24 protein-coding genes are annotated in these 25,495 nt (G+C 61.1%); 14 read left to right on the top strand and 10 right to left on the bottom strand.

The window, feature by feature from the left end:
- Window positions 1–72: 72 nt before the first annotated feature.
- Window positions 73–1,467, top strand: a complete 1,395-nt coding sequence (locus IBT46_RS06940; protein ID WP_200545012.1) for an MFS transporter — start codon at window positions 73–75, stop codon at window positions 1,465–1,467.
- A gap of 4 nt (window positions 1,468–1,471) precedes the next feature.
- Here IBT46_RS06940 and msrA read toward each other — a convergent pair whose 3' ends face one another.
- On the bottom strand, window positions 1,472–2,008 hold the full coding sequence (msrA, locus tag IBT46_RS06945) for a peptide-methionine (S)-S-oxide reductase MsrA (RefSeq protein ID WP_200545013.1): 537 nt from the start codon (window positions 2,006–2,008) through the stop codon (window positions 1,472–1,474).
- A gap of 64 nt (window positions 2,009–2,072) precedes the next feature.
- A complete protein-coding gene (locus IBT46_RS06950; RefSeq protein WP_200545014.1) occupies window positions 2,073–2,318 on the bottom strand; it encodes a helix-turn-helix domain-containing protein in 246 nt (81 codons plus the stop codon).
- Between the two features lie 243 nt (window positions 2,319–2,561).
- Here IBT46_RS06950 and IBT46_RS06955 point away from each other — a divergent pair, with 243 nt between their 5' ends.
- The 5 genes from IBT46_RS06955 to IBT46_RS06975 are packed head-to-tail and all read left to right on the top strand — an operon-like array spanning window position 2,562 to window position 7,807.
- A complete protein-coding gene (locus tag IBT46_RS06955) occupies window positions 2,562–3,884 on the top strand; it encodes an MmgE/PrpD family protein (protein ID WP_200545015.1) in 1,323 nt (440 codons plus the stop codon).
- A gap of 16 nt (window positions 3,885–3,900) precedes the next feature.
- On the top strand, window positions 3,901–5,250 hold the full coding sequence (locus IBT46_RS06960) for an LLM class flavin-dependent oxidoreductase (RefSeq protein ID WP_105591673.1): 1,350 nt from the start codon (window positions 3,901–3,903) through the stop codon (window positions 5,248–5,250).
- A 3-nt stretch (window positions 5,251–5,253) separates the two neighbouring features.
- Window positions 5,254–6,150 (top strand): ABC transporter substrate-binding protein, encoded by an 897-nt coding sequence (locus IBT46_RS06965; RefSeq protein WP_200545016.1) that lies wholly within the window; start codon window positions 5,254–5,256, stop codon window positions 6,148–6,150.
- Window positions 6,147–7,049, top strand: a complete 903-nt coding sequence (locus IBT46_RS06970) for an amino acid ABC transporter permease (RefSeq protein WP_200545017.1) — start codon at window positions 6,147–6,149, stop codon at window positions 7,047–7,049. Before IBT46_RS06965 ends, IBT46_RS06970 begins: the two co-directional genes overlap by 4 nt.
- Complete coding sequence (locus tag IBT46_RS06975) at window positions 7,046–7,807, top strand: amino acid ABC transporter ATP-binding protein (protein WP_200545018.1); 762 nt, start codon at window positions 7,046–7,048, stop codon at window positions 7,805–7,807. The genes IBT46_RS06970 and IBT46_RS06975 overlap by 4 nt, the downstream gene beginning before the upstream one ends.
- A 74-nt stretch (window positions 7,808–7,881) precedes the next feature.
- Here the strand turns inward: IBT46_RS06975 and IBT46_RS06980 are convergent, their stop codons facing one another.
- From IBT46_RS06980 to IBT46_RS06995, 4 genes are read right to left on the bottom strand one after another with little or no spacing between them, the layout of a single operon-like run.
- Window positions 7,882–8,595 (bottom strand): hypothetical protein, encoded by a 714-nt coding sequence (locus tag IBT46_RS06980; protein WP_234479999.1) that lies wholly within the window; start codon window positions 8,593–8,595, stop codon window positions 7,882–7,884.
- A gap of 33 nt (window positions 8,596–8,628) precedes the next feature.
- A complete protein-coding gene (locus tag IBT46_RS06985) occupies window positions 8,629–9,774 on the bottom strand; it encodes a beta-propeller fold lactonase family protein (RefSeq protein ID WP_200545019.1) in 1,146 nt (381 codons plus the stop codon).
- Between the two features lie 41 nt (window positions 9,775–9,815).
- Window positions 9,816–10,454: an aldolase gene (locus IBT46_RS06990; protein WP_105591668.1), complete on the bottom strand. Its 639-nt coding sequence runs from the start codon at window positions 10,452–10,454 to the stop codon at window positions 9,816–9,818.
- A 21-nt stretch (window positions 10,455–10,475) separates the two neighbouring features.
- Entirely contained in the window at window positions 10,476–11,783 is a 1,308-nt protein-coding gene (locus tag IBT46_RS06995; RefSeq protein ID WP_105591667.1) for an MFS transporter, read from the bottom strand.
- 236 nt (window positions 11,784–12,019) lie between these two features.
- Here IBT46_RS06995 and IBT46_RS07000 point away from each other — a divergent pair, with 236 nt between their 5' ends.
- Complete coding sequence (locus tag IBT46_RS07000; protein ID WP_105591666.1) at window positions 12,020–13,054, top strand: LacI family DNA-binding transcriptional regulator; 1,035 nt, start codon at window positions 12,020–12,022, stop codon at window positions 13,052–13,054.
- Window positions 13,055–13,122: 68 nt separating this feature from the next.
- On the opposite strand, the gene IBT46_RS07005 is transcribed toward IBT46_RS07000, so the two are convergent.
- The gene (locus IBT46_RS07005) at window positions 13,123–13,824 is read right to left on the bottom strand and encodes a substrate-binding domain-containing protein (protein WP_200545020.1); all 702 of its coding nucleotides are present in this window, start codon (window positions 13,822–13,824) and stop codon (window positions 13,123–13,125) included.
- A gap of 17 nt (window positions 13,825–13,841) precedes the next feature.
- Complete coding sequence (locus IBT46_RS07010; protein WP_200545021.1) at window positions 13,842–15,077, bottom strand: alpha-hydroxy acid oxidase; 1,236 nt, start codon at window positions 15,075–15,077, stop codon at window positions 13,842–13,844.
- 227 nt (window positions 15,078–15,304) lie between these two features.
- Here IBT46_RS07010 and IBT46_RS07015 point away from each other — a divergent pair, with 227 nt between their 5' ends.
- The 7 genes from IBT46_RS07015 to IBT46_RS07045 all read left to right on the top strand — a co-directional run bounded on the left by IBT46_RS07015 (window position 15,305) and on the right by IBT46_RS07045 (window position 22,873).
- The gene (locus IBT46_RS07015; protein WP_200545022.1) at window positions 15,305–15,973 is read left to right on the top strand and encodes an aspartate/glutamate racemase family protein; all 669 of its coding nucleotides are present in this window, start codon (window positions 15,305–15,307) and stop codon (window positions 15,971–15,973) included.
- A gap of 3 nt (window positions 15,974–15,976) precedes the next feature.
- The gene (otnK, locus tag IBT46_RS07020; RefSeq protein ID WP_200545023.1) at window positions 15,977–17,239 is read left to right on the top strand and encodes a 3-oxo-tetronate kinase; all 1,263 of its coding nucleotides are present in this window, start codon (window positions 15,977–15,979) and stop codon (window positions 17,237–17,239) included.
- A gap of 149 nt (window positions 17,240–17,388) precedes the next feature.
- Window positions 17,389–18,372, top strand: a complete 984-nt coding sequence (locus tag IBT46_RS07025) for a sugar ABC transporter substrate-binding protein (RefSeq protein ID WP_200545024.1) — start codon at window positions 17,389–17,391, stop codon at window positions 18,370–18,372.
- 49 nt (window positions 18,373–18,421) lie between these two features.
- A complete protein-coding gene (locus IBT46_RS07030; protein ID WP_200545071.1) occupies window positions 18,422–19,918 on the top strand; it encodes a sugar ABC transporter ATP-binding protein in 1,497 nt (498 codons plus the stop codon).
- Window positions 19,918–20,901 carry an ABC transporter permease gene (locus IBT46_RS07035; protein ID WP_200545025.1) on the top strand — a complete coding sequence of 328 codons (984 nt, stop codon included), beginning with the start codon at window positions 19,918–19,920 and terminating at the stop codon, window positions 20,899–20,901. The genes IBT46_RS07030 and IBT46_RS07035 overlap by 1 nt, the downstream gene beginning before the upstream one ends.
- Entirely contained in the window at window positions 20,898–21,923 is a 1,026-nt protein-coding gene (locus IBT46_RS07040; RefSeq protein WP_200545026.1) for an ABC transporter permease, read from the top strand. The genes IBT46_RS07035 and IBT46_RS07040 overlap by 4 nt, the downstream gene beginning before the upstream one ends.
- Window positions 21,920–22,873 (top strand): carbohydrate kinase family protein, encoded by a 954-nt coding sequence (locus IBT46_RS07045; protein ID WP_200545027.1) that lies wholly within the window; start codon window positions 21,920–21,922, stop codon window positions 22,871–22,873. Before IBT46_RS07040 ends, IBT46_RS07045 begins: the two co-directional genes overlap by 4 nt.
- Here the strand turns inward: IBT46_RS07045 and IBT46_RS07050 are convergent.
- Together IBT46_RS07050 and IBT46_RS07055 are read right to left on the bottom strand one after the other, a co-directional pair.
- On the bottom strand, window positions 22,865–23,899 hold the full coding sequence (locus IBT46_RS07050; RefSeq protein WP_200545028.1) for a 2-hydroxyacid dehydrogenase: 1,035 nt from the start codon (window positions 23,897–23,899) through the stop codon (window positions 22,865–22,867). The genes IBT46_RS07045 and IBT46_RS07050 overlap by 9 nt on opposite strands.
- A complete protein-coding gene (locus tag IBT46_RS07055; RefSeq protein WP_200545029.1) occupies window positions 23,896–25,404 on the bottom strand; it encodes an FGGY-family carbohydrate kinase in 1,509 nt (502 codons plus the stop codon). The genes IBT46_RS07050 and IBT46_RS07055 overlap by 4 nt, the downstream gene beginning before the upstream one ends.
- Window positions 25,405–25,495 lie beyond the last annotated feature (91 nt).

Consider the following 25,495-nt stretch of genomic DNA (forward strand, 5'->3'; position numbering starts at 1 on the left):
TTATCAGCGCAGATGGCGAAAAAAATACACGTTAACCTTGTGCTGACCGATTTCGTATCACAGGAACGCACAATGACCGATCGAGTAAACAATACGCCCCGACAACAGATTGGACTAATCACCGGGATCTGCATCGCCAGCTTCGCCGGCTGCCTTGACTTCACTATTGTTAACACCGCTCTGCCCGCCATCCAGCAGCATTTCCCTGCCGGGCTTGACGGTGTGCAGTGGGTGATGACGCTGTTCGTGATTGCGCTCTGCTGCTGTATGGTACTGGCCACCAGACTGGCCGATCGCTATGGAAAACGCGAAGTGCTGTACGGCGGCATGCTGTTGTTCACCCTGGCTTCACTGAGTGCCGGGCTGGCAGTCAGTCTGCCGATGCTGGCCGTCAGCCGGTTGATTCAGGGAGCCGGTTGCGCGGTGCTGTATACCGCAACGGCGGCGATACTGGTTGAATCGATAGCTGAATCACAGCGTGGGCGGGCGCTGGGCCTGCTGTTTGCCGCGAACGGATTGGGTCTGACGCTGGGGCCGGTTGCGGGCGGCGTGCTGGTTGAGCTGCTGGGCTGGCGGGCGGTGTTTCTGATCAACGTTCCACTGATGGCGTTCAGTTATTTTTGCTGTTTGGGAAAGATAGCCGTAAAGCTGGGTTCGAAAACCCAGTCTGTCGATTACCCGGGTTGGATACTGCTGATCGGCGTACTGGTCCCACTCCTGCTGCTGACGGTTTATATCAGCCGCTGGGGCGCATTCAGCCTGGCCTCTCTGCTGCTGCTGGCTATCTCACTGGCGTCGCTGTTGCTGTTTATCCGCTATGAGCGCCGGGCTGCCAGTCCGCTCATTCAGCTGGGTGTTCTCCGTAATCAACTGTTCCGCCGTGCCTGCGGGCTTTCCATTCTGCTGGCAGTGTTCTACTGCTCCGCCTTCCTGTTGATGCCGTTTAAGCTACTGGAGCTGTATTCGCTGAACGCGGCGCAGCTGGGCGTGATGCTGCTGCCGGTGACGCTGGTGATGGCACTGGTCTCACCGCTGACGGGAAAGTTAAGCGACCGCTTCGGCCCGTGGCCGGTGCTGGCAGCGGGGTTTGTTATGCTGGCATTGTCGGGGATGTTGCAAAGTCGATTATCCGCACCGCCGTCGCTGGCGATGACCGTTGTGGCCTTTGTGCTGATGGGCGCAGGCTGGGGCGCTATCCTCGGGCCATCCGTTGCTGCCGCGCTGGCTGCGCTGCCTGAGGCGTTGCACGGTCAGGGAATAGGGATTTCATGGACGCTGCACAATCTTGGCGGGGCGCTGGGTTTAACGATCGCCACGCAGATCTATCAACGACTGGGAACGGAAACAGGTTACAGCTGGGTCATGGTTATTTTGGCGCTGCTGTCACTACTGGGGACGGGGCTGGCATTTGTTTCATGGCGCAGCACCCGCCGGAAACTGGCTGATGCTGCTACCGGTGCTGAGTAGGAACTCAACCGGAGATAGTTTTCGCCGCAAAGCGCTTACGTAATTTTTGCAGCTTAGGCGGGATCACGGCCAGGCAGTAGCGGTTTTCCTGGCCTTCACCGGCCCAGTAGTCCTGATGATAATCCTCTGCCGGATACCATGGCGCGTCATCTTCAATCGTGGTGACGATGGGATCGCTGTGATCGGCCTGCGCACGGACAATCGCGGCGCGGGCTTCTTCTTCCTGAGCCGGGTTCGTCGGGAAGATAGCAGAACGATACTGCGTGCCGATATCGTTACCCTGGCGGTTCAACTGGGTTGGATCGTGAGTGGCAAAGCTGATATCCAGCAAATCGCCATAGCCGATCTGCTGCGGGTCAAAACCAATACGGATGGCTTCGGCATGGCCGGTATCGCCATTGCACACCTGGCGATAGGTCGGATCGACCGTATGGCCGCCAATATAGCCGCTCTCGATGGACTCGACGCCAGCGATCTGTTTAAAAACGGCTTCGGTACACCAGAAACAGCCGCCTGCGATAGTTGCGTATTCAGTTGCCATTATTTTACTCCTCCAGGGAAATCCCCGTTTATCAGCCTTTCTATATAAGAGCAGCCAGCGTCATTTACAAGTCAGCGGCCACGCTTTTTTCACTCAGCCTGGCCGACTGGGGAAAAATCTCCAGCTGCAGATGCAATGCATGGCAGGCTCGCAGCAGGGTATCAATATGACACACCCCGGTTTTTTCCAGTCGGGAAATCGCCGACTGCGTGGTGCCACAGATCTCGGCCAGATGCTGCTGGTTGATGCCCTGTGCACTGCGAACACTGCGAATAACGATGCCAAAGTCGGCGGGTGTTCTGATTTTCATTCGCGCTCATCCTGCTGTGGGTGAGTACACATTATAGCAGTGATGCGATAAAGCGAATTTATAGCAGTACCGCTATATAGAGTGAATGATCGTAAAAAGATAGCCATTACGGGCTTTCTGCTTAGTTCATTTAGGAATGGGTTATAACGGTTGGTTATTGGCTGTGGTGCGGTGAAGCAAAGAAAATGGAGCTAATTTATAACATATTGATTTATGTCAATACAGTGTTAAAAAAGGTGTATTTTGAATAACTCACTGACCGCACTGCTGGCCGAAACGCTTCTCTCCCGCCATCCCGGAGACGCGGAGCGGAAAAACGCCCGTGAAGGCGCGAAGGATTATTTTGCCTGCCTGTTCCCGGTACTGTACGGCAGCGTGGTCGACAGCGGACTGGAGCCGGTTATCCGGGTTTTCCCCGCGCTGCATTCAAAGGAAAACCTGGCGCTGCAGCTGGGCTACATCAGCCACGCGCTGGACTTCGACGACTATCATCCTGCCTTTCGCGGCCATCCGACCACGGTCGTGCTGTCAACGCTGCTGGCGCTGAGCAAGGCCTCCCCGACGGTGAGCATTGATGCTTTCCTCGATGCCTATGTCGTGGGCGTGGAGCTGGCGGGCAGACTGGGCAAAGCCATCGGCACCCGTCACTACAGCGCCGGTTTCCACAGCACTGCGACTCTCGGTACCATCGCCGCCGCCGGTGCGGCCTGTCGCCTGTTGAATCTGAGTGTCCGCACCACGCAGATTGCCCTCGGTCTGGCGGCTACTCAGGCTTCCGGTTTACGCAGCCAGTTTGGCTCTGCGGCCAAGCCGCTGCACGCCGGACTGTCGGCGCGCAGCGCGGTGAACAGTGTGCAGCTGGCTCAGGCTGGTTTTGGCGGTCAGCCGGATGGCGTGCTGGAAAGCTTCCTGCAGATCCTGGGTTTCGATGCCGCACAGCCGGAACAGCTGCTGGCGGAGTGGGGCAATCCGTGGCGCATTATCGCGCCGGGTCTGGAATTTAAACGCTATCCCACCTGCGGCGGCACGCACAGCGCGGCTGAAGCGGCGTTCGTTTTGCGTCAGCAGCTGGAGGAAAGAGGGCAGGGCGCTGTCGCTCAGATCATTGACCACATTGAGGTCAGCTTCCCACCGGGGGCCGATACCGCGCCGAATATCATCGCACCGAAAAACGGCGTGGAAGCGCGCTTCAGCCTGGAGTACGTCATTGCCGATGCGCTGATCGGCGGATCGGTGGCGCTGGAAAACTACACCGAAGCGCCGGTAAAGGCCGATATCGCCGAACTGGCCGCGCGCGTCAGTCGCCACCCGGACCCGACGGCACCTGCCGATGAGCTGGACCCCGATCGCCGTTTCCATCGTGTGACGCTGTTTCTTAACGATGGCAGCCAGCTCAGCCACTGCGTCACCCGGCAGGAAACCGCTGCCGCCTATACCGACGTGGAGGCAAAACTCCGCAACAGTCTCAGCGCGCTGCCTGCGCTTCTGGCGCAGGGCGTGTTTAACGATGCACAGCTTGGCAGCGACGCCGCACTGCATCGTCTCATTTCATTGCTCAGCAAATAACGAATAAGGGTTTCTCATGTCCGTAGAAAAAACCGCATCACGCCAGCTGCGCCTCGGCCTGTTTGTCCAGGCGCTGGGCCACCATGTAGGTGGCTGGCGCGCAGAAGGCGCTAAAGGCTCGCCGACCGACGTGGACTGGTTCACCTGGATCGCCAAAAAAGGCGAAGAGGGCCGTTTTGATATGTTCTTCGTCGGCGATGCGCTGGCCACCAGCGTTCACCGCCTGCCGTCGACTATGTCGCGCCTGGAGCCGCTGACGCTGCTCTCCGCGCTGGCGGTGCAGACGAAACACATCGGCCTGGCGGCGACCGCCTCCACTACTTTCGATGAGCCGTTCCACCTCGCACGTGCGCTGTCTTCCGTCGACCATATCAGCCGTGGACGCGGTGCGTGGAACGTGGTGACCTCGTTCTCTACCGATGCGGCACGCAACTTCAGCCGCACCGATCTGCCTTCACACGCAGAGCGTTACGACATTGCCCGCGAATTCCTCGATGTCACTTTCAAGCTGTGGAACGGCTGGGAAGAGGGCGCTATCGTGCGCGAGAAGGATACAGGCCGTTACTCTGACGAAGCCAAAATTCATGCCGCGAACCACAAAGGCAAATACTTCCAGGTGCAGGGCCCGCTGAACATCGCCCGTTCACCGCAGGGACGCCCGGTGATCATTGAAGCTGGTTCATCCCCTGCCGGGCAGAAACTGGCGGCAGAAACCGCCGAAGTGGTGTTTACCGCCGCGGCATCGCTGGAAGAGGGCCAGGCCTTCTACCGTAGCCAGAAACAGTTCGTGCGTGAAGCCGGTCGTCACCCGGACCATCTGCTGATCCTGCCGGGCGTGATGCCGATCGTCGGCCGTACCCGCGAAGAAGCGCAGGAAACCTGGAACCAGCTGAACGAACTGGTGGATATCGATAACGGCATCGAACAGCTGTCGGCGCGTTTCGGCGTGGATATGACCGCTTATCCGCTGGATGGTCCGGTGCCGGAGATTGGCGGAACCGAAGGCGGCCAGAGCCGCGTTAAGCTGCTGACTGAACTCGCCGCGCGTGAAAATCTGACCCTGCGCCAGCTGGCTGCCGTGGCGGCCGGTTCGCGCGGTCACCGCGTGATTGTCGGCACTGCGTCTGATATCGCAGACGACTTCCAGCAGTGGCTGGAGCAGGAAGGGGCGGACGGCTTCAACATCATGCCGGCCGTGCTGCCAAACCAGCTGGAGCTGTTTGTGGAGCTGGTGGTGCCTGAACTTCAGCGCCGTGGCCTGTTCCGTACCGAATACCAGTTCACTACCCTGCGTGAAAACCTCGGCCTGCCGTCGCCGGAAGAAAATTTTGCTGCCGTGCCTGCACTGGCGACTGAGAAGGAATAAACCATGAAAAAAACATTACTGACCGCCGCCGTTCTGAGCCTGTTCCCACTGACTTCTGCGCTGGCCGCAGACCAGGACGTGGCCTTCAGCAGCAGCGTCAAGCCAAAGGCGGATGCTGCCCTGCACGCCACGCTGCCCGCCGACATCCTGAAGAAAGGCTTTATCGTCGCGGGTACCAACCCGAACACGCCGCCGACCACCTTCTATCAGGCGGATAATAAAACCCTCGCCGGGCGCGAAATCGACATCGTCAGCGCGGTGGCCGATCGTCTGGGGATCGCGGTTCACTGGCGCGATACCGGCGGCTTTGACAACATCATTCCCGGCCTGAAGTCCGGGCGTTACGATCTGGCTGCGTCTAATATCGACGCAAATAAAAAGCGTCTGCAACAGGTTGATTTCGTCGGCTATTACAACGCCTCCAAGCTGGCGCTGATCTCGCGTAAGGATGCCGCACTGGGGCCGTTTAACACCTTCCAGGAACTGTGCGGTAAAACCGTCGGTGCCGGTGCGGGCACCTCGCAGGTGACGCGCCTGCAGCAGGCGAGCGACGCCTGTAAAGCCGATGGTAAACCGGAAATTACTATCCCGATCTTCCCGGATCGTCCGGCGGGTGTGCAGGCGGTGATCAGCGGCCGCGTGCCGATGTTCTTCGGCCCGTATGAAGGCCTGCGCTATCAGGCCAGCCACGTGAAAGCGCTGGCGCTGGCGGGCGAGATCACCATCGAAGACACCATCGTATCGATTGCCCTGCCGAAAGAATCGCCGCTGGAAAAACCGGTTCAGGCAGCACTGAACTCGCTGATCGCGGATGGTACTTATCAGCAGATCCTTGATAAGTGGGAAATCGGTTTTGGCGCGGTGAAAAGCGCCGGTCTGAATGAAGAGATCGCCAAATGAGTCTGCGGCCTGACGAAGACAGCGCAGGCCTGCGGATAGTCGGGCATCGTCACTACGGGCGCTGGTTCAGCGCCCTGATCGTACTGTTGCTGGTGGCGCTGATGGGATCGTCGGTGGTCAGCAACCCCCGTTTCGAATGGGACGTGGTGGCGGAAAATCTGACGGAAGCGTCGATTATCAGCGGCGTGCTGATGACCATCAAGCTGACGGCGATCTCGGTGCTGTTTGGTTTCGCGGGCGGGACGCTTCTGGCGCTGATGCGCCTCTCTGCCAACCCGGTGCTGGCGTGGGTCAGCTGGGTCTATACCTGGTTTTTCCGCGCGGTGCCGATGCTGGTTCAGCTGTTCCTGTGGTACAACATCGCCGCGCTCTATCCGAAGCTGTCGCTCTCTCTGCCGTTTGTCGGCGAAGTGTGGACCGCCACCACTAATGAAATCATCAGCCCGTTCAGCGCGGCGGTGATTGCGCTGGTGATGCACCAGTCGGCCTATGCGGCGGAGATCATCCGCGCCGGTATTCAGAGCGTGAATCCGGGCCAGCTGGAAGCGGCGAAAGCGCTGGGCTATCGCCCGGGGCAGATTTTCCGTCAGACAGTACTGCCACAGGCGATGCGTACCATTCTGCCGCCTGCCGGTAATGAAGTGATCGGTCAGCTGAAAACCACCGCCGTGGTGTCGGTGATTGCCCTGCAGGACGTTCTCTACTCGGCGCAGATTATCTATCAGCGCACCTACGAGGTGATCCCGCTGCTGCTGGTGGCCACCGGCTGGTATTTACTGATGACCTCGGTGCTGTCCGTCGGCCAGTACTATGTTGAAGCCTGGTTCAGTCGCGGTAACGCACCGGTGAAACGCAGCTGGTTCCGCCGCACGGCAAACGTAGAGGAGCACCAGTCATGAGTGAACCCATCCGACTGCGCGGCATCCGCAAACAGTTTTCCGGTAAAACGGTGCTGCACGATATCAATCTGGATATCGCCGCAGGATCGGTAACGGTGATCCTCGGGCCGTCCGGCTCGGGGAAATCGACGCTGCTGCGCTGCATTAACCATCTGGAAAAACTCGATGCCGGCACTATCCACGTCGGCGAAGCGCTGGTTGGCTATCGCCGCAAAGGCCAGCATCTGGTTGAGCTGGCGGAGCATCAGGTAGCCCTGCAACGGCAGAGCATCGGCATGGTGTTTCAGCAGTTCAACCTGTTCCCGCACCGTACCGTGCTGCAAAACGTGATGGACGCGCCGCTGCGTATCCGCAAGGAGAAACGCGCGGTAGTGGAAGCGCGTGCGCTGAAGCTGCTCGATCAGGTCGGGCTGGCACATCGCGTCAGCGCCTGGCCGCGTGAGCTTTCCGGCGGTCAGCAGCAGCGTGTGGCGATTGCTCGTGCGCTGGCCATGGAACCGGGTGTGATGCTGTTCGATGAGCCGACCTCGGCGCTGGACCCGGAACTGGTGGGCGAAGTGCTGCAGGTGATGAAACAGCTGGCGCACTCGGGCATCACCATGGTGGTGGTCACCCATGAGATCGGCTTTGCCCGCGAAGTGGCGGATAACATCGTGTTTATGGATAACGGCACGATTGTCGAAAGCGGGGATGCGCGCACGCTGCTGGACAGTCCGCAGCATCCGCGCCTGCGCGAGTTTCTCGCCAGCGTGCTGTAGTTTTTTGCCCGGCAGGGCAGGGGAGGGGCGTAACCGTCGCAGCAAGCGTATGACGGTTACGCCGTTCGCAGATTTTACAGCAGTTCGTAATCGTTAAACTCCAGCGGCGTTTCACCGCCGTTGGTGAGTTCCACCAGGCCCGCCCCGGTGAGGAACGCATCACCGCGATGCACCCAGATCTCCTTCACGCGATTCGGTTTACCCGGCTCCGCCAGCAGTAAACGCCCTTCGGTAAAGAACACTCTCACTCCCGGCCCGTGCTGCTCATACTGCGGTGCCACTTCACCCGGCTGTAGCCGAACCTTCCAGCCCTTCACCGTTTTCTCATCCAGTACCGGGTGGAACAGCGGGCTGTCCGGGCGCGTGGCGCCGCCAAAATTCTGCGGGCCATTTTGTTTAATCTCAAACGACACCTGATGATTAAGGGTATTGTCGGTATTGCTGACCTTGTCCTCATCCGACTTGCCCTGATGCTGGCCGAACTTCACGTCGCCGGTCTTCATCCAGTGATCTTTGGCCGGATGATCCGGGTACGAGATGTGCACCATGCTGCCGCTGACGTGGGTGTTCACGTAATCCAGGTGCTGCTCGTGAAACTCGGTGGACTGACCCGGACGGATCATTACCCGCATCACGGTGACGTACTGGTTTTCCATAATCACGTGGTGCAGCGGTTCCAGATCGGTGGCGATGGCTTTTTCCGCCGCAGAGGCGGCCGGAATGGCACTCAGAACCAGCCCGCCAACAAACAGCGCCTCAATCAGCGTTTTCATTTTAAACGTCATCATAACTCCTTACAGGGGTAAATAAGACCGATGGCATCACTCAACCAGGGTGACCCAGTTAGCGCCTTTGCCGGTGGGATAGCGGCCAAGCAGCGTCAGCGCGCCGGTCGACGAATTGATGGCATACAGCGACAGCTGCTCCGATTTCTGCCCGGACTCAATCAGGAAGCGGCCGCTGTTATCGATGGCAAAGCCGCGCGGCTGTGCTTCGGTTTTAATGCTTTGCAGCCGGGTCAGATGACCATCACCGGCATCGACCGAGAACGACGTCAGCGTGCTGCTGGTGCGCTCGGTGGAGTAGAGAAAGCGACCGTCCGGCGTCAGATGAATATCCGCCTGCCAGATGCGCGGTTTGCGCGACGGCGGCAGGTCGTCATCGCCGGTCAGCGGGCGCGCTTCACCGCGCTGCATATCCTCATCCGGCGAGATGGACGACACGTCTTCGTGCGCCGTCGCGCGGCCTGCATCGTCCAGGGTGACGCGGGTGATATTGCCCGCCATCTCGTTCAGGATGTACATGTTGCGCTGGCCCTGCTTATCACGGCGGGGGGCGATAACAAAGTGACGCGGCCCGGTTGCGGCCTCGTGCTGGATATTGATAAACGGCGGATCGAGCGGCGTGACCTTCCCGGTTGCGCCGTCAAAGCGGTACTGCAACAGCTGGTCAGTTCCAAGCTGGGTGACGTACAGATGGCGGTTTTCCGCATCCACCTGCACCGCATGGGCACGCTTGCCGGTGTGGACCACCTGTACCGGCTTCTCCACCACGTTGCCCGCGCTGTCGATCGCGTTGATGCTGAACAGATCGCCGCCGAATGAGGCACTGAGCAGGTAGTGCCCCTGCCTGTCGGTAGACAGATACGCCATGCTCTCCGGCAGCGGGGTTTCGCTGGCTTTCAGCAGCGTGCCGTCGGGCTGGATATGATAGGCCACGACGCGATACGGTTTGCTGCGTACCGAGACGTAGAGCATTTTCTTATCCGGCGACACGACGGATGACATCGCTTTTTCTCCGGCGGGGAAGGTGCCCGTCGATTCGAGCGCCGGTTTGGTTTTATCCAGCTTATAGCCGGTCACCGTGCCGCTCGCGGCGTTAGACACATACACCAGGCTCTGCGCCTGGGCGCTGGCTGCGGCGCAGGAGAAGGCCAACAGCATGGCTGCATACAAAGGTTTGTTCATTGGGGGTTCCTTGCCTGTTTTTGTAGGGTACAGCTCAGGAGTTACCAGCGGGTGCTGAACACCTCGCACAGCTCCGCGACCGCCGCCTGGCTCAACGGTTCTGGTTTATCGGCAGAAAGCAGCCACAGGCGCGCGGTTTCTTCCAGCTCCTCCAGCGCGGCGGTGGCGGTGGCCACGTTTTTGCCCCAGATAACCGGGCCGAGACGCTCCAGCATTACGCCGCGCACCTCCAGCGCCAGGCGAGCTACCTGTTCGGCCACGTCTGCGGCACCGGGGCGCTGATAGCTAATCAGCGGGATGCGGCCCACTTTCATCACCTGATAGGGGGTGATCGGCGGCAGAATGCTCTCCTGCTGCCAGACACCCGCCAGCGTCAGTCCAACCAGATGGGTGGAATGGGTATGAACCACCGCTCCCGCCTCCGCGTTACGGTCATAAACCTGGCGGTGCAGCTGCAGGGTTTTCGACGGTTTATCGCCGGAGACCCACTCACCGCTGGTGCTGACCTTGGCAATCTTTGCCGGGTCAAGGCGGCCGAGGCAGGCATCCGTTGGTGTAATCAGCCAGCCGTCTTCCAGGCGGGCGCTGATGTTGCCGGCGGTGCCGACGGTGTAGCCGCGCTGAAACAGGTTGGCACCGGCCCAGCAGATCTCTTCGCGAAGTTGGTTTTCATTACTCATAATCATTCCCTGCAAAATGGATTAACGGTCGGTCGTCAGCGGTTTACCCAGCTGGCCGTCGGTTTTCAGATCCAGCGGTTCCACTTTCCCCATGATGAACAGGAAGTTGAATGCGCCGAACAGACAGATACCACCGGCAACCAGCAGCGGTATCACAAAGGAGCCGTGGCTCAGCGTCAGCATCAGACCGGTGAACGATGCGGTGACGATGCCTGCCAGGTTTCCGGCGAAGTTCTGGATGCCGCCCAGCGTGCCCACGTAGCCGGAAGACGGTGCCACATCGGCCGGTAACGTCCAGATATTGGCAGCGGTAAAGGCCAGACCGGCATAGGTCAGCGAGAACAGCACCAGAATCACCGTAATGCTGTTGGTGAAGGCGGCGAAGGCGATAACCGAGGAGAGCAGCATCCCGGCAATCAGACAGGTTTTACGTGCGGTGGTCAGCGAGAAGCCCTTGCGGTACAGCCAGTCGGAACAGACGCCGCCGAGCAGACTACCCGGGATACCCATCAGTGCCGGGATCGCGCCCAGCGTACCCAGCTCCTTCAGCGAGAAGCCGTGCGCGATGGTCAGATAGGTCGGGAACCAGGTGACGAAGAAGTAGGTGGCAAAGTTCATGCAGAAGAAGCCAATCATCATGCCCCACACGGTGCGGTAGCGGAACAGCGCTTTGATGCTGACTTTCTCGCTCTTGTCCACCACGTGTACGCTGCGATCTTCCAGCAGGTTCTGGCGCTCCTGCTCGTTCAGCCCCTTCATATCTTCCGGTTCGCGGTAAAAGGCCAGCCAGATAACCATCCAGATCAGGCCAATCGCGCCGGTGACGATAAACGACGTTTCCCAGTTCCAGGTGCTGATCAGCCAGGCGACCAGCGGCAGGGCGATGGCGCTACCGGCACGCGGGCCTGCATCGAAGATGCCGCTGGCGGTGGCGCGTTCTTTCTTGGCAAACCAGGAATACACCACTTTGGCACAGCCCGGATAGCCGCCGGATTCCCCGATGCCCAGCAGCAGGCGTGCGCCAAACAGCGAGGCAAAACCGCGACCGAAGGCGGTAAAGACGGTAAACATCGACCACCAGCCGACGGCGATAGCCAGACCGGCACGAGCCCCCAGGCGGTCAATCAGACGACCGGCCGGGATCTGCATCAGGGCATAGGTCCAGAAGAAAGCGCCGAGGATCAGGCCCATACTGGTATCATCCAGTCCGAGGTCGGCTTTGATGTGCGGCGCGGCGATGGCCAGGTTAATGCGGTCTATGTAGTTGATGGCGATAGCAAAAAAGCAAAATGTTATCATCAGCCAACGGATCTTTGGGTATCTACGCATGGTGAATTCCTTTATTATCTTGATGTTATTTGACCTGGCGTGCGCACGCGGGTAAGTCGTTTGTTACAGATTAATTGTTATCGGCTGGTGATAAAATACCGGTATCTGATAACATGTCGTTAAAAGTAAGCGGTTACAAAATACAGTCAAGCCAAAAGTAAGCGCTTTCAAAATGAATCGTCAGTTGTCTGCAAATTTTGTGGACGAGGTCACTAATTTCAGTCTGGAGTTCTAACATGTCCGATAAGTCCCTTCTGCCTGGCCGCGTGTCGCTGGAAGATGTCGCAAAGCGATCCGGCGTATCGACCGCAACCGTCTCCCGCGTGCTGAACGGCAGCACCACGGTCAAAGCGGCACGGCGCGAGGCGGTAGAACGCGCCTGCGAGGAACTGGGATATGTGATTAACCGGGCGGCTCGCACTCTGGCCTCGCGCCGCAGCATGACCATCGGTGCCGTGGTGCCGACGCTGGCGACGGAAACCTTCTCGCGCCCGCTGGCGACCTTTCAGCAGAAAATTCACCAGTCCGGCTACACGCTGCTGCTGGCCAACTCTGATTTTGACCCGGATACCGAGCTGAAAGAGGTGAACAAGCTGGTGGAGTACGGTATCGATGCGCTGATGCTGGTGGGTAACTCACACCATCCCCGCCTGTGGGAGCGCATTGAGCAGCAGAATATTCCCTGTATCCAGACCTTCTCGGTGGACCAGCGTTATCCCAGCGTCGGCTATGACAACGAACAGGCGGCGGAAGAGCTGACTGCGCATCTGCTGGGGCTGGGGCATCAGCGTTTTGCGGTGATTGTTGGTACGCCGCCGTCGAACGATCGCGTTTCCGATCGTATCAGCGGCACCCGGCAGGCGCTGGCTAAGGCCGGGCTGGCGCTGGCGGAGGAGAATCTGGTGAACAGCGCGTTCACCATGAACGATGCGCGGCAGGCGATGTTCCGTCTGCTGGACGGCCCGACGCCGCCAACGGCGGTGATCTGCGGGAATGACCTGCTGGCGTTTGGCGCGATGCGCGGGGCTGCGGAGCGCTATCTGCGCATCCCGAACGATATTTCCATCACCGGCTTTAACGACTATGAGTATTCAGAGCATCTGGAGCATCCGCTGACCACCATGCGCGTGGAGCTGGATCGCATCGGCGAGCATGCGGCCGACTATCTGCTGGCCGCGCTGAATGGCGAAGAGGCCCCGCGCCAGACGCTGCTGAAGCCGGAACTGATCGTGCGCAGCAGCACCGGATCGGCCCCGCGTCAGCCTCGCTGAGCGGCTTTCGTTACAGGGCCGCAGAGCACCCGGAACAGGTGTGTCCGTGAGTCACTTTCCGCGCTGAGCTACTCCCGCCAGCTTAACCCCGAGGCCTCGAAGATACGGCGGGCCTCGGCGGAGCGCAGAAATGTCAGCAGCAGCGCGGCATCTTCAGGCTGCCCGGCCTCACTGAATACCCCGGCGGAGAACGACAGGGTTTTCTCTGCCCCCGGCGGCAGTGGGCCGATAATCTCAATCCCCTCCACGGTCAGCAGCTCGCTGATCTGCTGCACGGCGATATCCGCCTGACCCTCCACCAGCAGCCGGGCGGTAAAGCCCTCGGGGATGGTGGTGGCCCGCCGGTTAACCTCGTCGGCAATGCCCAGATTTGCCAGCAGCTGCTGGAAGTAGATGCCGCTCGCCCCGGCCAGTGAATAGCCGACGGAGCGCGCATTCAGCAGCGCCTCTTTTAGCGCCGCCACGCTGCTGATATCCGGATGCGTCGCGCCGGGCAGGGCAGCGAGGCCAATCTGCGAATCCACCAGCTCAATCCGGCTGGCCGCACGCACCTCACCTGCGGCTATCAGCCGGTCCAACGCATCGACGGTGACAATTACCGCATCGGCACGCTGCCCGGCGGCGATGTTTTTTTCAATCACCACCGTCGGCCCCCACGCGATATCCAGCGTAATGTCGGGATACTGCTGCTGCCACAGCGGCAGCAGCCGGTCAACGGCGGCGCGGATGGCCAGCACGCTAAATACGCGCAGCGTTGTTTTCTCGGTCATGGTCTGACTCCTGGTTATCACAGTTTGCGCAGATAGCTGTCGTCCAGCTCGCCCGGCGTGCGAACGCCCAGCAGCGCCAGATCGCGGTCGATTTCATCGCGCAGGATGCCCATCGCGTGCTCCACACCTGCCTGCCCGGCAACCACCGTTGCGTAAAGGAAAGGGCGACCGAGAAATACGAAGTCTGCCCCCAGCGCCATTGCCTTCATCACGTCGGTGCCGCGCCGGATGCCGCTGTCGATAATCACCTTCATATCGCCTTTCGCCGCCGCAATTTCCGCCAGCGTATACAGTGGCGGAATGGTGTGGTCCAGCTGACGCCCGCCGTGATTCGACAGGATCACCGCATCGGCACCGAGATCGCGGGCGATAAACGCATCCTGCGGCGACATCAGTCCCTTAATCACCAGGTTACCGCGCCATTTTTTGCGAATGGCTTCCACATTTTTCCAGCAAAGTTTGTCGCGGGCGTTGGTGTTGCGCACCTTGCTGGACATCATCGGCGGGCCGCGTTCGGCATCGGTATTTTCAAAATGCGGTGCGCCGTGGCGCAGGAATGTTTGTGCCACGGTGCCCAGCAGCCAGCGCGGGTTCATCGCGCTTTCAAACGCCACCTTCGGCGTGATTTTGATCGGCATACTGAAGCCGCTGCGGGTGTTGTGCTCGCGGTTGCCGAGCATCGGCGTATCGCCGGTCACCACCAGCGTCTGATACCCGGCGGCCTCCACGCGGTCCACCAGCCGGTCGATGCGCGGCTGATCCCCGGCCAGATAGGCCTGGAACCAGGCGTCCGGGTTGGCGGCGTGCACATCTTCCAGCTTCACCAGCGACGAGGCGCTGAGGATCATCGGCACGTTCATGCTGCGGGCGGCGCGGGCGAGGGCGATATCGGCCTGATAGGCCACGAAGGACGCGCCGCCCAGCGGGGCCACGCCAAACGGGTGCTGATAGCGGTGGCCAAACAGATTCACCGACTGGTCGCGGCCGGAAACGTCGCGGAACATGCGCGGGATAAATTTAAAACGCTGATAGGCATCAAAATTTCCGGCAATGCCCTGGCCGGTTTCCACCCCGCCCGCCACGTACTGATAAATCATATTCGGCAGGCGGCGGCGCGCGTGGCGCTCAAAGTCATCCAGCGCCAGCAGATCGCGAAACTGGCGCGGCAGCTTTTTTGCCACGGACGGGCTGACCGCCGCGCTGTGCGGCACGGCAGCGGTCGGGAGAGATGATGAGTTTGCAGGCGTTGTCATAGAGCGTTCTCACTGTCCATTTTTAGCGTTGTTGCCGGGCCAGGTGGCAGAGCAACCTGTTGCGTCGGGCATTAATTTTTGTAAGCGCTTTCAATTTTGCTGCCTTGCACATAAAATTTCAACACCGTACGAGCGATGCCAACCTGTTTTTATGTGATCGGCATCACTTTACAGAAACAATTGTAAGCCCTTACATTAAGCCTGTACCCCGACAGACTGGAGTTGAAATGACATCGCGAATTGTTTTACTGCATGCCACCCCGGTGGCCATGGAGCCGATCCACACCGCCTTCGCCGAAATCTGGCCGCAGGCGGAAACCATCAATCTGCTGGATGACGGCCTGTCGATTGACCGCGCCCGCAGCCCGGAGCTCACCGAGGCGATGATCGATCGTTTTGTGCGCCTGGGTGAATACGCAGCGGATATGCAGGCCGACGGCATTCTGATCACCTGCTCGGCGTTTGGCCCGGCGATTGACCGGCTGGCGGAAAAACTGACCATTCCGGTGCTGCGCCCGAACGAGGCGATGTTCCGTCAGGCCATCGCGCAGGGCAGCGATATCGGCATGCTGGCCACCTTTGGCCCGGCGGTGGAAACCATGACCGCAGAATTTGACGAGTACGTGGCGCGCACCGGTTCGACCGCGCGGCTGACCACCGTGCTGGTGCCGGAGGCCATCGATCTGCTGAAAAAAGGCGATGCGCAGAGCCATAACCGGCTGGTGGCCGCGCGAGCCGCTGAGCTGGCGCACTGCGACGTGATTATGCTGGCGCACTTCTCCACCTCGCGTGCCGCCGCCGCCGTCCGCGAGCAGGTCAGCATTCCGGTGCTGACCGCGCCACACGCCGCTGCCAGCCTGATGAAGGCCAGCGTAACCGACACCGGGGAGGAGTAAATCATGCTGATTGGAGTGATTGCCGACGATTTTACCGGTGCCAGCGATATTGCCGTGACGCTGTCGAAAGGGCTGGAAGGGGAAGGCGGGCTGCGCACCACGCAGTATCTTGGCGTGCCGTCGGTGCAAGCCGATGCCTCGGTCGAGGCGGGCGTTATCGCGCTGAAAAGCCGCTCGCTGCCGGTGGAAGAGGCGGTGGCGCAGTCGCTGGCCGCCTGCCGCTGGCTGCAGGAACAGGGCTGCGAGCAGATAATCTTTAAATACTGCTCCACTTTTGACTCTACCGACAAGGGCAATATCGGGCCGGTGACCGACGCGCTGGCCGCGCACCTTGAAGCGCAGAGCGTAGTGATGTGCCCGGCGTTTCCGGCGATGGGCCGTACGCTGTATCAGGGGCATCTGTTTGTGCACGACAAGCCGCTGAACGAATCCGGCATGCAGCACCATCCGCTTACGCCGATGACCGATGCCGATCTGCGCCGGGTGCTGGCGCGGCAGTCGCAAAACCGCGTCGGGCATATTGCGTGGCAAACGGTCAGCGCGGGCAGCGGGGCGGTACAGGCCGCGCTGGTCGCTCAGGCAGAAGAGGGCAGGGTGCTGGTCATTGTTGATGCCATCAGCAATGACGATCTCACCACTATCGGCAGCGCCTGCCGGGGAGCCGCGCTGGTGACCGGCGGGTCGGGGATTGCCCGGGCGCTGCCGCATAACTTTATTGCTGACGGGCGGGCGCAGGGGCAGCGCGCGGGCGTGCCGCAGGTGAGCGGCGCGGAAGCGATCCTCGTCGGCAGCTGTTCCGGTGCCACGCGCGGGCAGATCGCCGAGCATGAAAAGCAGCATCCTGTGCTGATGATCGAGGTGAAAGAGGTGCTGAGCGGCGCAACGGGTCCGCAGCAGCTGGTTGACTTTATTCTGGCGCATCAGGGCCAGGCTCCGCTGGTCTATTCTTCCGGCGATCCGGAAACGGTGCGCCAGCTACAGCAGGAATACGGCCGCGAAAAGATTGCCGAAGCGCTGGACACGCTGTTTGGCCTGACGGCACGGCAGCTGGTAGCCGAAGGCGTACGGCGGCTGGTGGTGGGCGGTGGCGAAACCTCAGGGGCGGTGGTCAGCGCGCTGGATCTGGATGCGTTAACCATCGGGCAGGAGATCGATACCGGCGTTCCGGCGATGGTGTCCGGCGGCGAGCGGCCGATTGCCCTGGCGCTGAAATCAGGCAACTTCGGCGGCAGAGACTTTTTCGCCCGGGCGCTGAATACGCTGTAACGCCACAGAAACGGAGTAGTCAGCTCTCTGCTCCGTTTCTGCTATATGTGTTTTTGTTATTAAATATTAATTTTAATTATTTTTAGGAATTAAATCTGCCTGATAGCGTAAATTTTCTACTAATAACATAATGAAAAGTGGGAAAATTTATGGCTTTCAAAATCAGTCGCGTGGCTGCTTTATTACTCGCTCTGGGAACCCTCACCAATGTGGCAGCAGCAGAGCAGGCGCTCTCTCTGCAGGGCAAAACCATCGGAATCGCCGTAGTCGGCACCCAGCACTTCTGGGATCGTGAGGCCTATAAAGGCGCCACGGAAGAGGTGGAAAAACTGGGTGGTAAGGTGGTGGGTGTTGACGGCGGCCGCGATAACCAGGTGCATGCGGATAACCACGACATCCTGCGCGCACGCAAGGTGGATGCGGTGATCAGCATCCTCGGTGACAGCTCGGTTGAGCCAAAATTCAAGGCGCTGCGTGATGCCAACATTCCGGTATTTACCGTCGATCACGTCTCGCCGTATTCGGTGAACAACACCACTTCAGATAACTACAGCCTCGGCAGCACCATTGGCCGCTACACGGCGGATGCGCTGGGTGGCAAAGGCACCGTGGCGGTGTTCAACGCCTTCTCGAACTCGCTGCGCATCTGCGGCATCCGCTACGATCAGTGGAAATATGTATTGCAGGACTACCCGGGCATTAAGATCCTCCAGCCGGAGCTGGCCGAACAGTTTGCCAACTCGCCGGAAGATGCACGTAAGAAAACCCTCGAACTGCTGAGCCAGCATCCGAAAGGCACGCTGGATGCCATCCACGTTGCCTGCTGGGATCAGCCGGCCATCGGTATCGTACAGGCGCTGGAAGAAACCGGCCGCGACAAAGACGTGAAAGTCACCGCGATTGATGCCGGTCCGGATACGCTGGAAATCATGGCCGAGAAAGACAGCCCGTTCGTGGCCAACGTCGCGCAGCAGCCACGCCTGATCGGCACCACCTCCGCCGATAATGTCGCCCGCTACTTCGGCGGTGCGAAGCTGCTGCCGCAGACCTTTGTGCCGGTGCTGCCGGTACAGGGACCGGAAGAGGCGAAAGCGGTGTACAAACAGCTGGGCTACGGCGATCTGAAGGAGTAATCGCGGCGTGACTCAGTCTCTGCACAAGGCCGCCTCGGGCGGCCTGTTTATGCAGCACATCCGCAAAACCTTTGCCGGTGTGACTGCCCTCGACGGGGTTGAACTTCACGTTCACCCCGGTGAAATTCATGGCCTGATCGGTGAGAACGGCGCGGGGAAATCCACGCTGATTAAGATCCTGGCGGGGGTGTATGCCCCGGACAGCGGCGATATCAGCGTCGGGGGCCGACGGCTGGCCAGCGTGACCCCGGCGGCGGTGCAGCAGGAAGGCATCCGCTTTATCCACCAGGAGCTGCATCTGATCCCCCACTTCACCGTGGCGGAGTCGGTGTTTATCGGTCAGGAGCGCTGTCATCGTCTGGGGCGGCTCGATCGCCGGGCGATGCGTGCGGACAGCGAAAAATTCTTTCGTGAGGTGCTGAATATCCGGCTGGACGGCAACCGCCTGATCCGCGACCTGTCGCAGGCCGAGCTGAAGCTGGTGCAGATTGCCCGCGCGCTGATCGACGGTGAAGCCCGGCTGGTGGTGTTCGACGAACCCACCGCGCCGCTGGAAGCCCGGGAGTCGGCGCTGCTGTTTGCGGCTATCAGGGCGCTGAAAGCGCGCGGCATCGCGATTATCTACGTCTCCCACTACCTGAATGAAATCACCCAGATTTGTGACCGCGTGACGGTGCTGCGCAACGGTAAACAGGTTGCCACGCTGGACGAGGTCAACGCCGATGACATCGACCGCCTGATTGAGCTGATGGTGGGCCGCGAACTGACCACGCTGTTCGCGCCTCCGGCGGAAAAACCGCCGTCGACCACGCCGTGGCTGTCGCTGGAAAACCTCGGCAGCGATGCGTTTCGCCACATCAATTTCCAGTTGGCACCGGGCGAGATTGTCGGCATCGCCGGGCTGTCCGGCTCCGGGCGCGAGCAGCTGATCGATGCGCTGTACGGCCTGTATCCGCTGCGCCAGGGCACGCTGCGTATTGCCGGTAAGGCCGTGCGGTTGCGTTCCCCGGTGCAGGCGATTGCCGAAGGGATTGCGCTGGTGCCTCGCGATCGCCGCCATCACGGGCTGATCCAGCCGCTGTCGGTGGCCGACAACATTAATATTGCCTCGCCGGGCAGCCTGTCGCGTTTCGGCTGGGAGCTGAAAGAAAAGGCGCGGCAGAACGCGCTGGCGCTGGCGGAAAAGCTGGATATTCGCCCGCGCAACGTGCGCCAGGCGGTACGCTTCCTCAGCGGCGGCAACCAGCAGAAGGTGATTCTGGCCCGCTGGCTGAACAGCCACAGCCAGCTGTTTATCCTTGATGAGCCGACGCTGGGCGTTGACGTTGGCGCGCGCGCCGAAATCTACCATCTTACCCGCCAGCTGGCCGATAAAGGGCGCTGCGTGCTGGTCTCCTCCAGCGATGCCAGCGAGCTGATTGGCCTCTGCGATCGCCTGCTGGTGATGCGCCGTGGCGAAATCGTGGCCGAAGTGCCAACCCATAATCTGACCCAGGACGGGCTGCTGGCGCTGACCAGCGGCGGCAGTGAACAGGAAACCCCGTAATGAGCGATCTCTCTCAGCCAGGTCTGCGGCGCAGGCTGGCCTTTCCCATCGATAAAATACCGCTGCTGCTGTTTGCCGCGCTGCTGGTGTTCTTCTGCTTCCAGGCACCGTGGTTCCTCAGCTGGCAGAACGTCAGCGTGATCCTGAAACAGACCGCGCCGCTGGCTATTCTCTGCTTCGGCCTGGCCTGCGTGATCATCGGCGGCGGTGATGATGTGGTGTCCGGCGGCATCGATCTGTCGCTGCCGGCCATTTCGGTGCTGGCGGTGGCGATAATCAGTATCGGCGTACAGATCGAAGCGAATATCTTTCTGCTGGCGCTGCTTGCGGTCGCCGCCGCGCTGCTGGCCGGACTGGTGAACGCACTGATGGTGGTACGGGTGGGGCTGCCGCCGCTGCTGGCGACGCTGGCCAGTTCGGTGGCCATCGTTGGCCTGACCAACTATCTGACCCGCCAGCGCAGGATCAGCATTGACGCGCCGTGGCTGGTGGCCTTCCGCGACGGAACGCTGCTGGGTCTGCCGTGGGCGGTATGGTTTATGCTGGCGGTGTTTGTACTGTACCAGTTTGTGGTGCATCACAGCCGCTGGGGGCAGCATCTGCAGGCCAGCGGCGGCAGCCGGGAAGCCGCCGAACTGGCCGGACTGCCGGTGAACGCATTAATGCTGCGTTCCTACCTGCTGGCCGCCGCCGCCGCCGCGCTGGCCGCGCTGACGCTGCTGGCGCGCGGTTCCGGCAGTTCGCCCGGTGCCGAAGAGCCGCTGCTGCTGGAAATGGTGCTGGCCACCTTTATCGGCACCGCGTTTTCCCGCCGCCGGGTGGTTACCGTGTGGGGCGCGCTGCTGGGGGCGCTGCTGGTCAATGCGCTGTCCAACGGGCTGGCCCTGATGCGGGTGGATATTTTCTGGGTGGGAACGGTGAAGGGCGTGCTGATCCTGCTGGTTCTGGCCGCCGCTGCCGTGCAGCGTCGGGGGCAGCCATGAGCAAATCAACACAGGTATTAACCGCGCGCACCGCCTCTCAGGGCGGCAGCCTGCTTTCACTGCTGGCCCGCTATGGATTCCAGCTGATCCTGCTGCTGTTTATCCTGTTTTTCGCCCTCAACAGCCCGGTATTTTTAACCGCGGATAACCTGGCCAACATCCTGCAGGGGAACGCCATTCTGCTGATCGTCGCGCTGGCGATGACGCTGGTGGTGATCGCGGGCGGCATCGATCTGTCGGTGGGCGTGGCGCTGGACTTCGGTGCGGCGTTTGCGCTGGTGGCGCTGAAAACCTGGGGCTGGCCGTGGCAGGGGGCGGTGCTGGCCGCGCTGGCCGGAGGGGCGCTGGTCGGTCTGGTGAACGCCATTCTGATCCTCGGTTTCCGGGTGAAGCCGTTTCTGGCGACGCTGGGCACCTGGTTTATCGGCAGCAGCCTTGAGCGGGTGCTGACCGACGGCGGCGGGCCGATTGCCTATCGCCGCATGGCCGCCGAATACCATGAGATCGCGGTCGGTTCGCTGTGGGGCATCGCCATTCCGGTGGTGATTGCTGCGGTACTGATGCTGATCTGCTATCTGCTGCTGGAGCGCACGCTGTTCGGCAAGCGCATCCACGCGGTGGGCCTCAACCCGGTCGCCTCGCTGAATGCCGGGGTGAACGTTAAGCGCAACCTGCTGTGGGTGCTGATCGCCAGTTCGGTGCTGTGCGCCATCGGCGGGATTATTCTGTCCGCAAACCTGCGGCAGTTCAGCCCGCTGGCCGGGCAGTCCTATCTGCTGGATGCCATCGCAGCGGTGTTTATCGGCACCGCATTCCATGCGCAGGGCAGGCCGAACGTGCCCGGAACGCTGGTGGGCGTGCTGTTCCTCGGCCTGGTGGCCAACGGTCTGAACCTGATGGGGCTGGATTTTATTCTGAAAGACGCACTGAACGGTCTGGTGCTGCTGGTGGCGCTGGTGCTCTCCTTCTGGCAGGGCAGGCTGCGGCAGTCGCAACAGTGGCGAAAAAAGGAGGCGGCATGAGCCAGTTTGACGCGGTATTTGTCGGGTTAACCACGCTGGATATCGCCGGACGGCCCATTCGCGGCATTCCGTCCGGCGGCGGCGTGGAGTTTATTGAACAGATCCGCCTGAGCCCGGCGGGCACCGCCTGCGGGGCGGTAATGAACGCTGCCAAGCTGGGCATTCACACCGCCGTTGCGGCCTGCCTCGGCGACGATGAAAAAGGGGATTTTATCGCCGGGGTCTGGCGGCGGCTGGGCATTGACGGCTTGCTGATCCAGCGTACCCAGGTCAGCGAAACGTCGGCGACGATTCTGGCGATCCGCCCCAACGGCGAGCGCCCGGCGCTGCACTGTCGCGGCGCGTCGGACCATCTGTTTATCGACGAGGCGGATTTCCCCCGGGTGTGCAATGCGCGTTTTCTGCACCTCGGCGGCAGCGGCCTGCTGGCGGCGATGGATAACGGCCAGAGCGCGAAACTGCTGGCCTGGGCGCATCAGCACGGCGTGACGACCAGCTTCGATCTGATTGCGCCAAATGAACAGACGCTGGATCTGCTGACGCCTATGCTGCCGCATATCGACTACTTTATGCCGTCAATGGAGGAGGCCGCGCAGATTTCCGGGCAGCAGGAGCCGCAGGCGATGGCGGACTTCTTTCTCGATCGCGGCGTAGGTACCTGTATCTTTAAGGACGGCGCGCGGGGATCGTGGGTGTTTGGCCGGGGCGGCCAGCTGCGTATTCCGGCCTGGCAGGTCAGGGTGGTGGATACCACCGGCTGTGGCGACAGCTACTGCGGCGGCTTTATTGCCGGGCTGGCGAAGGGGCTGGACGTTGAACAGGCCTGCCGGGTCGGCAGCGCGGTGGCCTCGCTGGTCGCCAGCGGCCTGGGTTCGGATGCGGGCGTGGTGGACTGGGAAACCACTCAGGCCTTTATGGCCACCACGCCCACGTTGCCATTATCAGGCTGACGGCCAGCGATAGTGCAGGGGTTCGCCGCTGAGGAAGCGTTGTAAATCAGCGGCGATCATCGCAGTGTGCTTCACCAGTGTTTCCCGGGTCGCCCCGGCGATATGCGGGGTGATCACCACGTTATCAAACTCGGTAATAAACGGATGATCGCGCCAGATCGGTTCGCTGGCGAAGACGTCCAGCGCCGCTCCGGCAATGCGCTTTTCACGCAGGGCGACAATCAGATCTTCTTCGACGATCACCGCCGCGCGCGAGGTGTTAATCAGCCGAGCTTCCGGCTTCATCAGCCCCAGCAGGCGCTGGTCAATCAGTCCGGTGGTCTGCGGCGTCACCGTCAGATGCAGGCTGACGTAGTCGGACCCGGTAAACAGCTCCTCCAGCGTGGCTTTGCGCACGCCCGGTTCGTCAATATCCTCTGCCGCTACACGTGGATCGGCCACCAGCAGCGACATGCCGAACGCCCGCGCCAGGCGACCGACGCGCTGGCCGATGCTGCCGTAGCCCACCAGACCCAGCGTTTTATTGCGCAGTTCGCCGCCCTTGAACACCTCGTACGGGCTGGATTTATCCACGTCCCACACCACGTCCTGGCGCAGCCCCTGCTGAGTGGCGTTGCTGCCCTGAGTGGCGCGGGTGAATTCGCCGCGCTTCAGCGCGCCGTGCGCCTGCGGGATATGCCGCGCCAGGCTGAGCATCAGTCCCAGCGTCAGCTCGGCGGCCGCATCGGCATTGCGTCCCGGCGTATAAAGCACCGGAATATTGCGTGCCGCCGCCGCCTTCAGATCGACATTCACCGGATTGGCGCGGGTGCAGGCAATCAGCTTCAGCTGCGGGCAGGCGTCAATCACCCGGGCGGTAATGTCATCGTAGCTGACAATCAGCACATCGGCGTCCTGGCCGTGGGCAATCAGGGCGTCTTCGCTCAGTTTGCTGTCGCCCGCCGCCCAGCCGGTCACCACCAGATCGCCGTACTGGCGGAAGGCATCAAGGGAACCGGCATACTCGGCGGTAAAGAGAATTTTCATAAATCGGCTGAATCCTGTGCAAGTTGAGTTAAAGCGTCGTCCCGCGCCTGCCAGACCGGCAGCAGCTGTTCGCGCAGCTGGCGGAAGACCGGGAACAGGCGCTGGTACTGAATATGCGATCGTGCATCCGGGTGCCAGATCTGGCGATCCCCTGGCTGTAGCGACTCGGCGCTGACCGGCTGACCGAGCGCCATGGCCGCCAGGATCGCTGCACCGCGCGCGCCGGGCTCGCTCTGCGGGCTGACGATCACCCGGCGTCCGGTGCAGTCGGCGATGATTTGCAGCCAGAACGGCGAGGCCGTGCCGCCTCCGGCCAGATAAAGATCGCCGCCCGGCGGATAGTCGCTGAGCACGTCGGTAATCGCCCACGCCAGCCCCTCAAAGACCGCACGCAGCAGGTGCGCGTTGGTGGTGTCCTGGCTGATGCCGAAGAAACCGGCGCGGGCAACCGGACTGTAAAACGGCGCGCGCTCGCCGTTGAGGTACGGCTGATAAAACACACCGCCGCTGCCGGGGGAGAGGGCACTGATTTCCGCGCCCAGCTCGCTGAAGCTGCGGTTGGCGGCCAGATGGCTGATGGCCCAGTCGAGGTTCGGCGTGCCCGACTGCATGGCGAACAGATTCAGGAACTGACCCTGCCAGGCGTGGCTGACAAATCGGGTTTTGCGGCTGACCTGGGTCAGATCGTGACAGACGATGCCGGTACAGCAGGTGGTACCCAGCAGGGTAAAGACGTCGCCGTCATGCACCGCTCCGATGCCGAGCGCGCAGGCGGAGACGTCCAGCGCCCCGGCGGCGACCGGCGTACCGGCAGACAGCCCGGTGGCAGCGGCGGCGGCGGTGCTCAGCTCCCCGGCCAGTTCGTGCGGGGCCAGCAGCGGCGGGAACAGCGGGCGCAGGCTTTCAATACCCAGCTCTTTTAAGACCGTAGCGGAAAGGGTGCCCTGATGCAGATCCAGCAGCGAGGTGCCGGCATCGGTTAGCTCCAGGTTGGCGCGGCCGGTCAGGCGAAAACGAATCCAGTCCTTGGCGAAGAAAAACCACTGTGCATCTTCAAGCCGCTCCGACTGATGCTGCTGCAGCCAGCGCAGCTGCAGGCTGCTGTTGCAGGGCAGCAGGCGGCTGCCGCAAAGCTCAAACAGCGTCTCCTCCAGCCCGTCACGCGCGGCGAGTTCGCGAATGGAGGCCGCGGTGCGGGTGTCGCTCCACAGCAGCGCATCGTGCAGCGGCTGGCCCTGTTTATCAATCAGCCATGCGCCTTCGCCCTGGCCGGACAGCCCGATACCGCGCAGCGTCCCTTTTGCCAGCAGCGGCGATGCGGAGAGCGTTTTCAGCGTGCTGACCACGTTCTGCCACAGCGCCTCCATCTGCTGCTCCTGGTGACCGGGGGCGGGGGTCAGCGTGCGGTTGCTGACGGAGGCGACTTCCAGCTGGTTAAAACGGGCGTCAAACAACACCGATTTGGTTTTTGAGGTACCGACATCGATGCCAATAAAGTAATCCATAATGCAGCCTTTAATACGGTAAGCCCTTCAGCCTGCGGATAAAAAACCGTGCCGAACGCGAAGCTTTGCAGAAATTTTCTCCATTATTGCC

Source organism: Erwinia sp. S38, assembly GCF_016624545.1.
Taxonomy (GTDB): Bacteria; Pseudomonadota; Gammaproteobacteria; order Enterobacterales; family Enterobacteriaceae; genus Erwinia; species Erwinia coffeiphila.

Excerpts from the sequence above, each read along its gene's own strand:
- IBT46_RS06990 (WP_105591668.1), bottom strand. The coding sequence starts at position 10,454 with ATGAGTAATGAAAACCAACTTCGCGAAGAGATCTGCTGGGCCGGTGCC.
- IBT46_RS07040 (WP_200545026.1), top strand. The coding sequence starts at position 20,898 with ATGAGCAAATCAACACAGGTATTAACCGCGCGCACCGCCTCTCAGGGC.
- IBT46_RS07025 (WP_200545024.1), top strand. The coding sequence starts at position 17,389 with ATGGCTTTCAAAATCAGTCGCGTGGCTGCTTTATTACTCGCTCTGGGA.
- IBT46_RS06975 (WP_200545018.1), top strand. The coding sequence starts at position 7,046 with ATGAGTGAACCCATCCGACTGCGCGGCATCCGCAAACAGTTTTCCGGT.
- IBT46_RS07005 (WP_200545020.1), bottom strand. The coding sequence starts at position 13,824 with ATGACCGAGAAAACAACGCTGCGCGTATTTAGCGTGCTGGCCATCCGC.
- IBT46_RS06960 (WP_105591673.1), top strand. The coding sequence starts at position 3,901 with ATGTCCGTAGAAAAAACCGCATCACGCCAGCTGCGCCTCGGCCTGTTT.
- IBT46_RS07010 (WP_200545021.1), bottom strand. The coding sequence starts at position 15,077 with ATGACAACGCCTGCAAACTCATCATCTCTCCCGACCGCTGCCGTGCCG.
- IBT46_RS06940 (WP_200545012.1), top strand. The coding sequence starts at position 73 with ATGACCGATCGAGTAAACAATACGCCCCGACAACAGATTGGACTAATC.
- IBT46_RS06970 (WP_200545017.1), top strand. The coding sequence starts at position 6,147 with ATGAGTCTGCGGCCTGACGAAGACAGCGCAGGCCTGCGGATAGTCGGG.
- IBT46_RS06950 (WP_200545014.1), bottom strand. The coding sequence starts at position 2,318 with ATGAAAATCAGAACACCCGCCGACTTTGGCATCGTTATTCGCAGTGTT.
- IBT46_RS07035 (WP_200545025.1), top strand. The coding sequence starts at position 19,918 with ATGAGCGATCTCTCTCAGCCAGGTCTGCGGCGCAGGCTGGCCTTTCCC.
- IBT46_RS07015 (WP_200545022.1), top strand. The coding sequence starts at position 15,305 with ATGACATCGCGAATTGTTTTACTGCATGCCACCCCGGTGGCCATGGAG.
- otnK (WP_200545023.1), top strand. The coding sequence starts at position 15,977 with ATGCTGATTGGAGTGATTGCCGACGATTTTACCGGTGCCAGCGATATT.
- msrA (WP_200545013.1), bottom strand. The coding sequence starts at position 2,008 with ATGGCAACTGAATACGCAACTATCGCAGGCGGCTGTTTCTGGTGTACC.
- IBT46_RS06995 (WP_105591667.1), bottom strand. The coding sequence starts at position 11,783 with ATGCGTAGATACCCAAAGATCCGTTGGCTGATGATAACATTTTGCTTT.
- IBT46_RS07030 (WP_200545071.1), top strand. The coding sequence starts at position 18,422 with ATGCAGCACATCCGCAAAACCTTTGCCGGTGTGACTGCCCTCGACGGG.
- IBT46_RS07045 (WP_200545027.1), top strand. The coding sequence starts at position 21,920 with ATGAGCCAGTTTGACGCGGTATTTGTCGGGTTAACCACGCTGGATATC.
- IBT46_RS07050 (WP_200545028.1), bottom strand. The coding sequence starts at position 23,899 with ATGAAAATTCTCTTTACCGCCGAGTATGCCGGTTCCCTTGATGCCTTC.
- IBT46_RS06980 (WP_234479999.1), bottom strand. The coding sequence starts at position 8,595 with ATGATGACGTTTAAAATGAAAACGCTGATTGAGGCGCTGTTTGTTGGC.
- IBT46_RS07000 (WP_105591666.1), top strand. The coding sequence starts at position 12,020 with ATGTCCGATAAGTCCCTTCTGCCTGGCCGCGTGTCGCTGGAAGATGTC.
- IBT46_RS07055 (WP_200545029.1), bottom strand. The coding sequence starts at position 25,404 with ATGGATTACTTTATTGGCATCGATGTCGGTACCTCAAAAACCAAATCG.
- IBT46_RS06965 (WP_200545016.1), top strand. The coding sequence starts at position 5,254 with ATGAAAAAAACATTACTGACCGCCGCCGTTCTGAGCCTGTTCCCACTG.
- IBT46_RS06985 (WP_200545019.1), bottom strand. The coding sequence starts at position 9,774 with ATGAACAAACCTTTGTATGCAGCCATGCTGTTGGCCTTCTCCTGCGCC.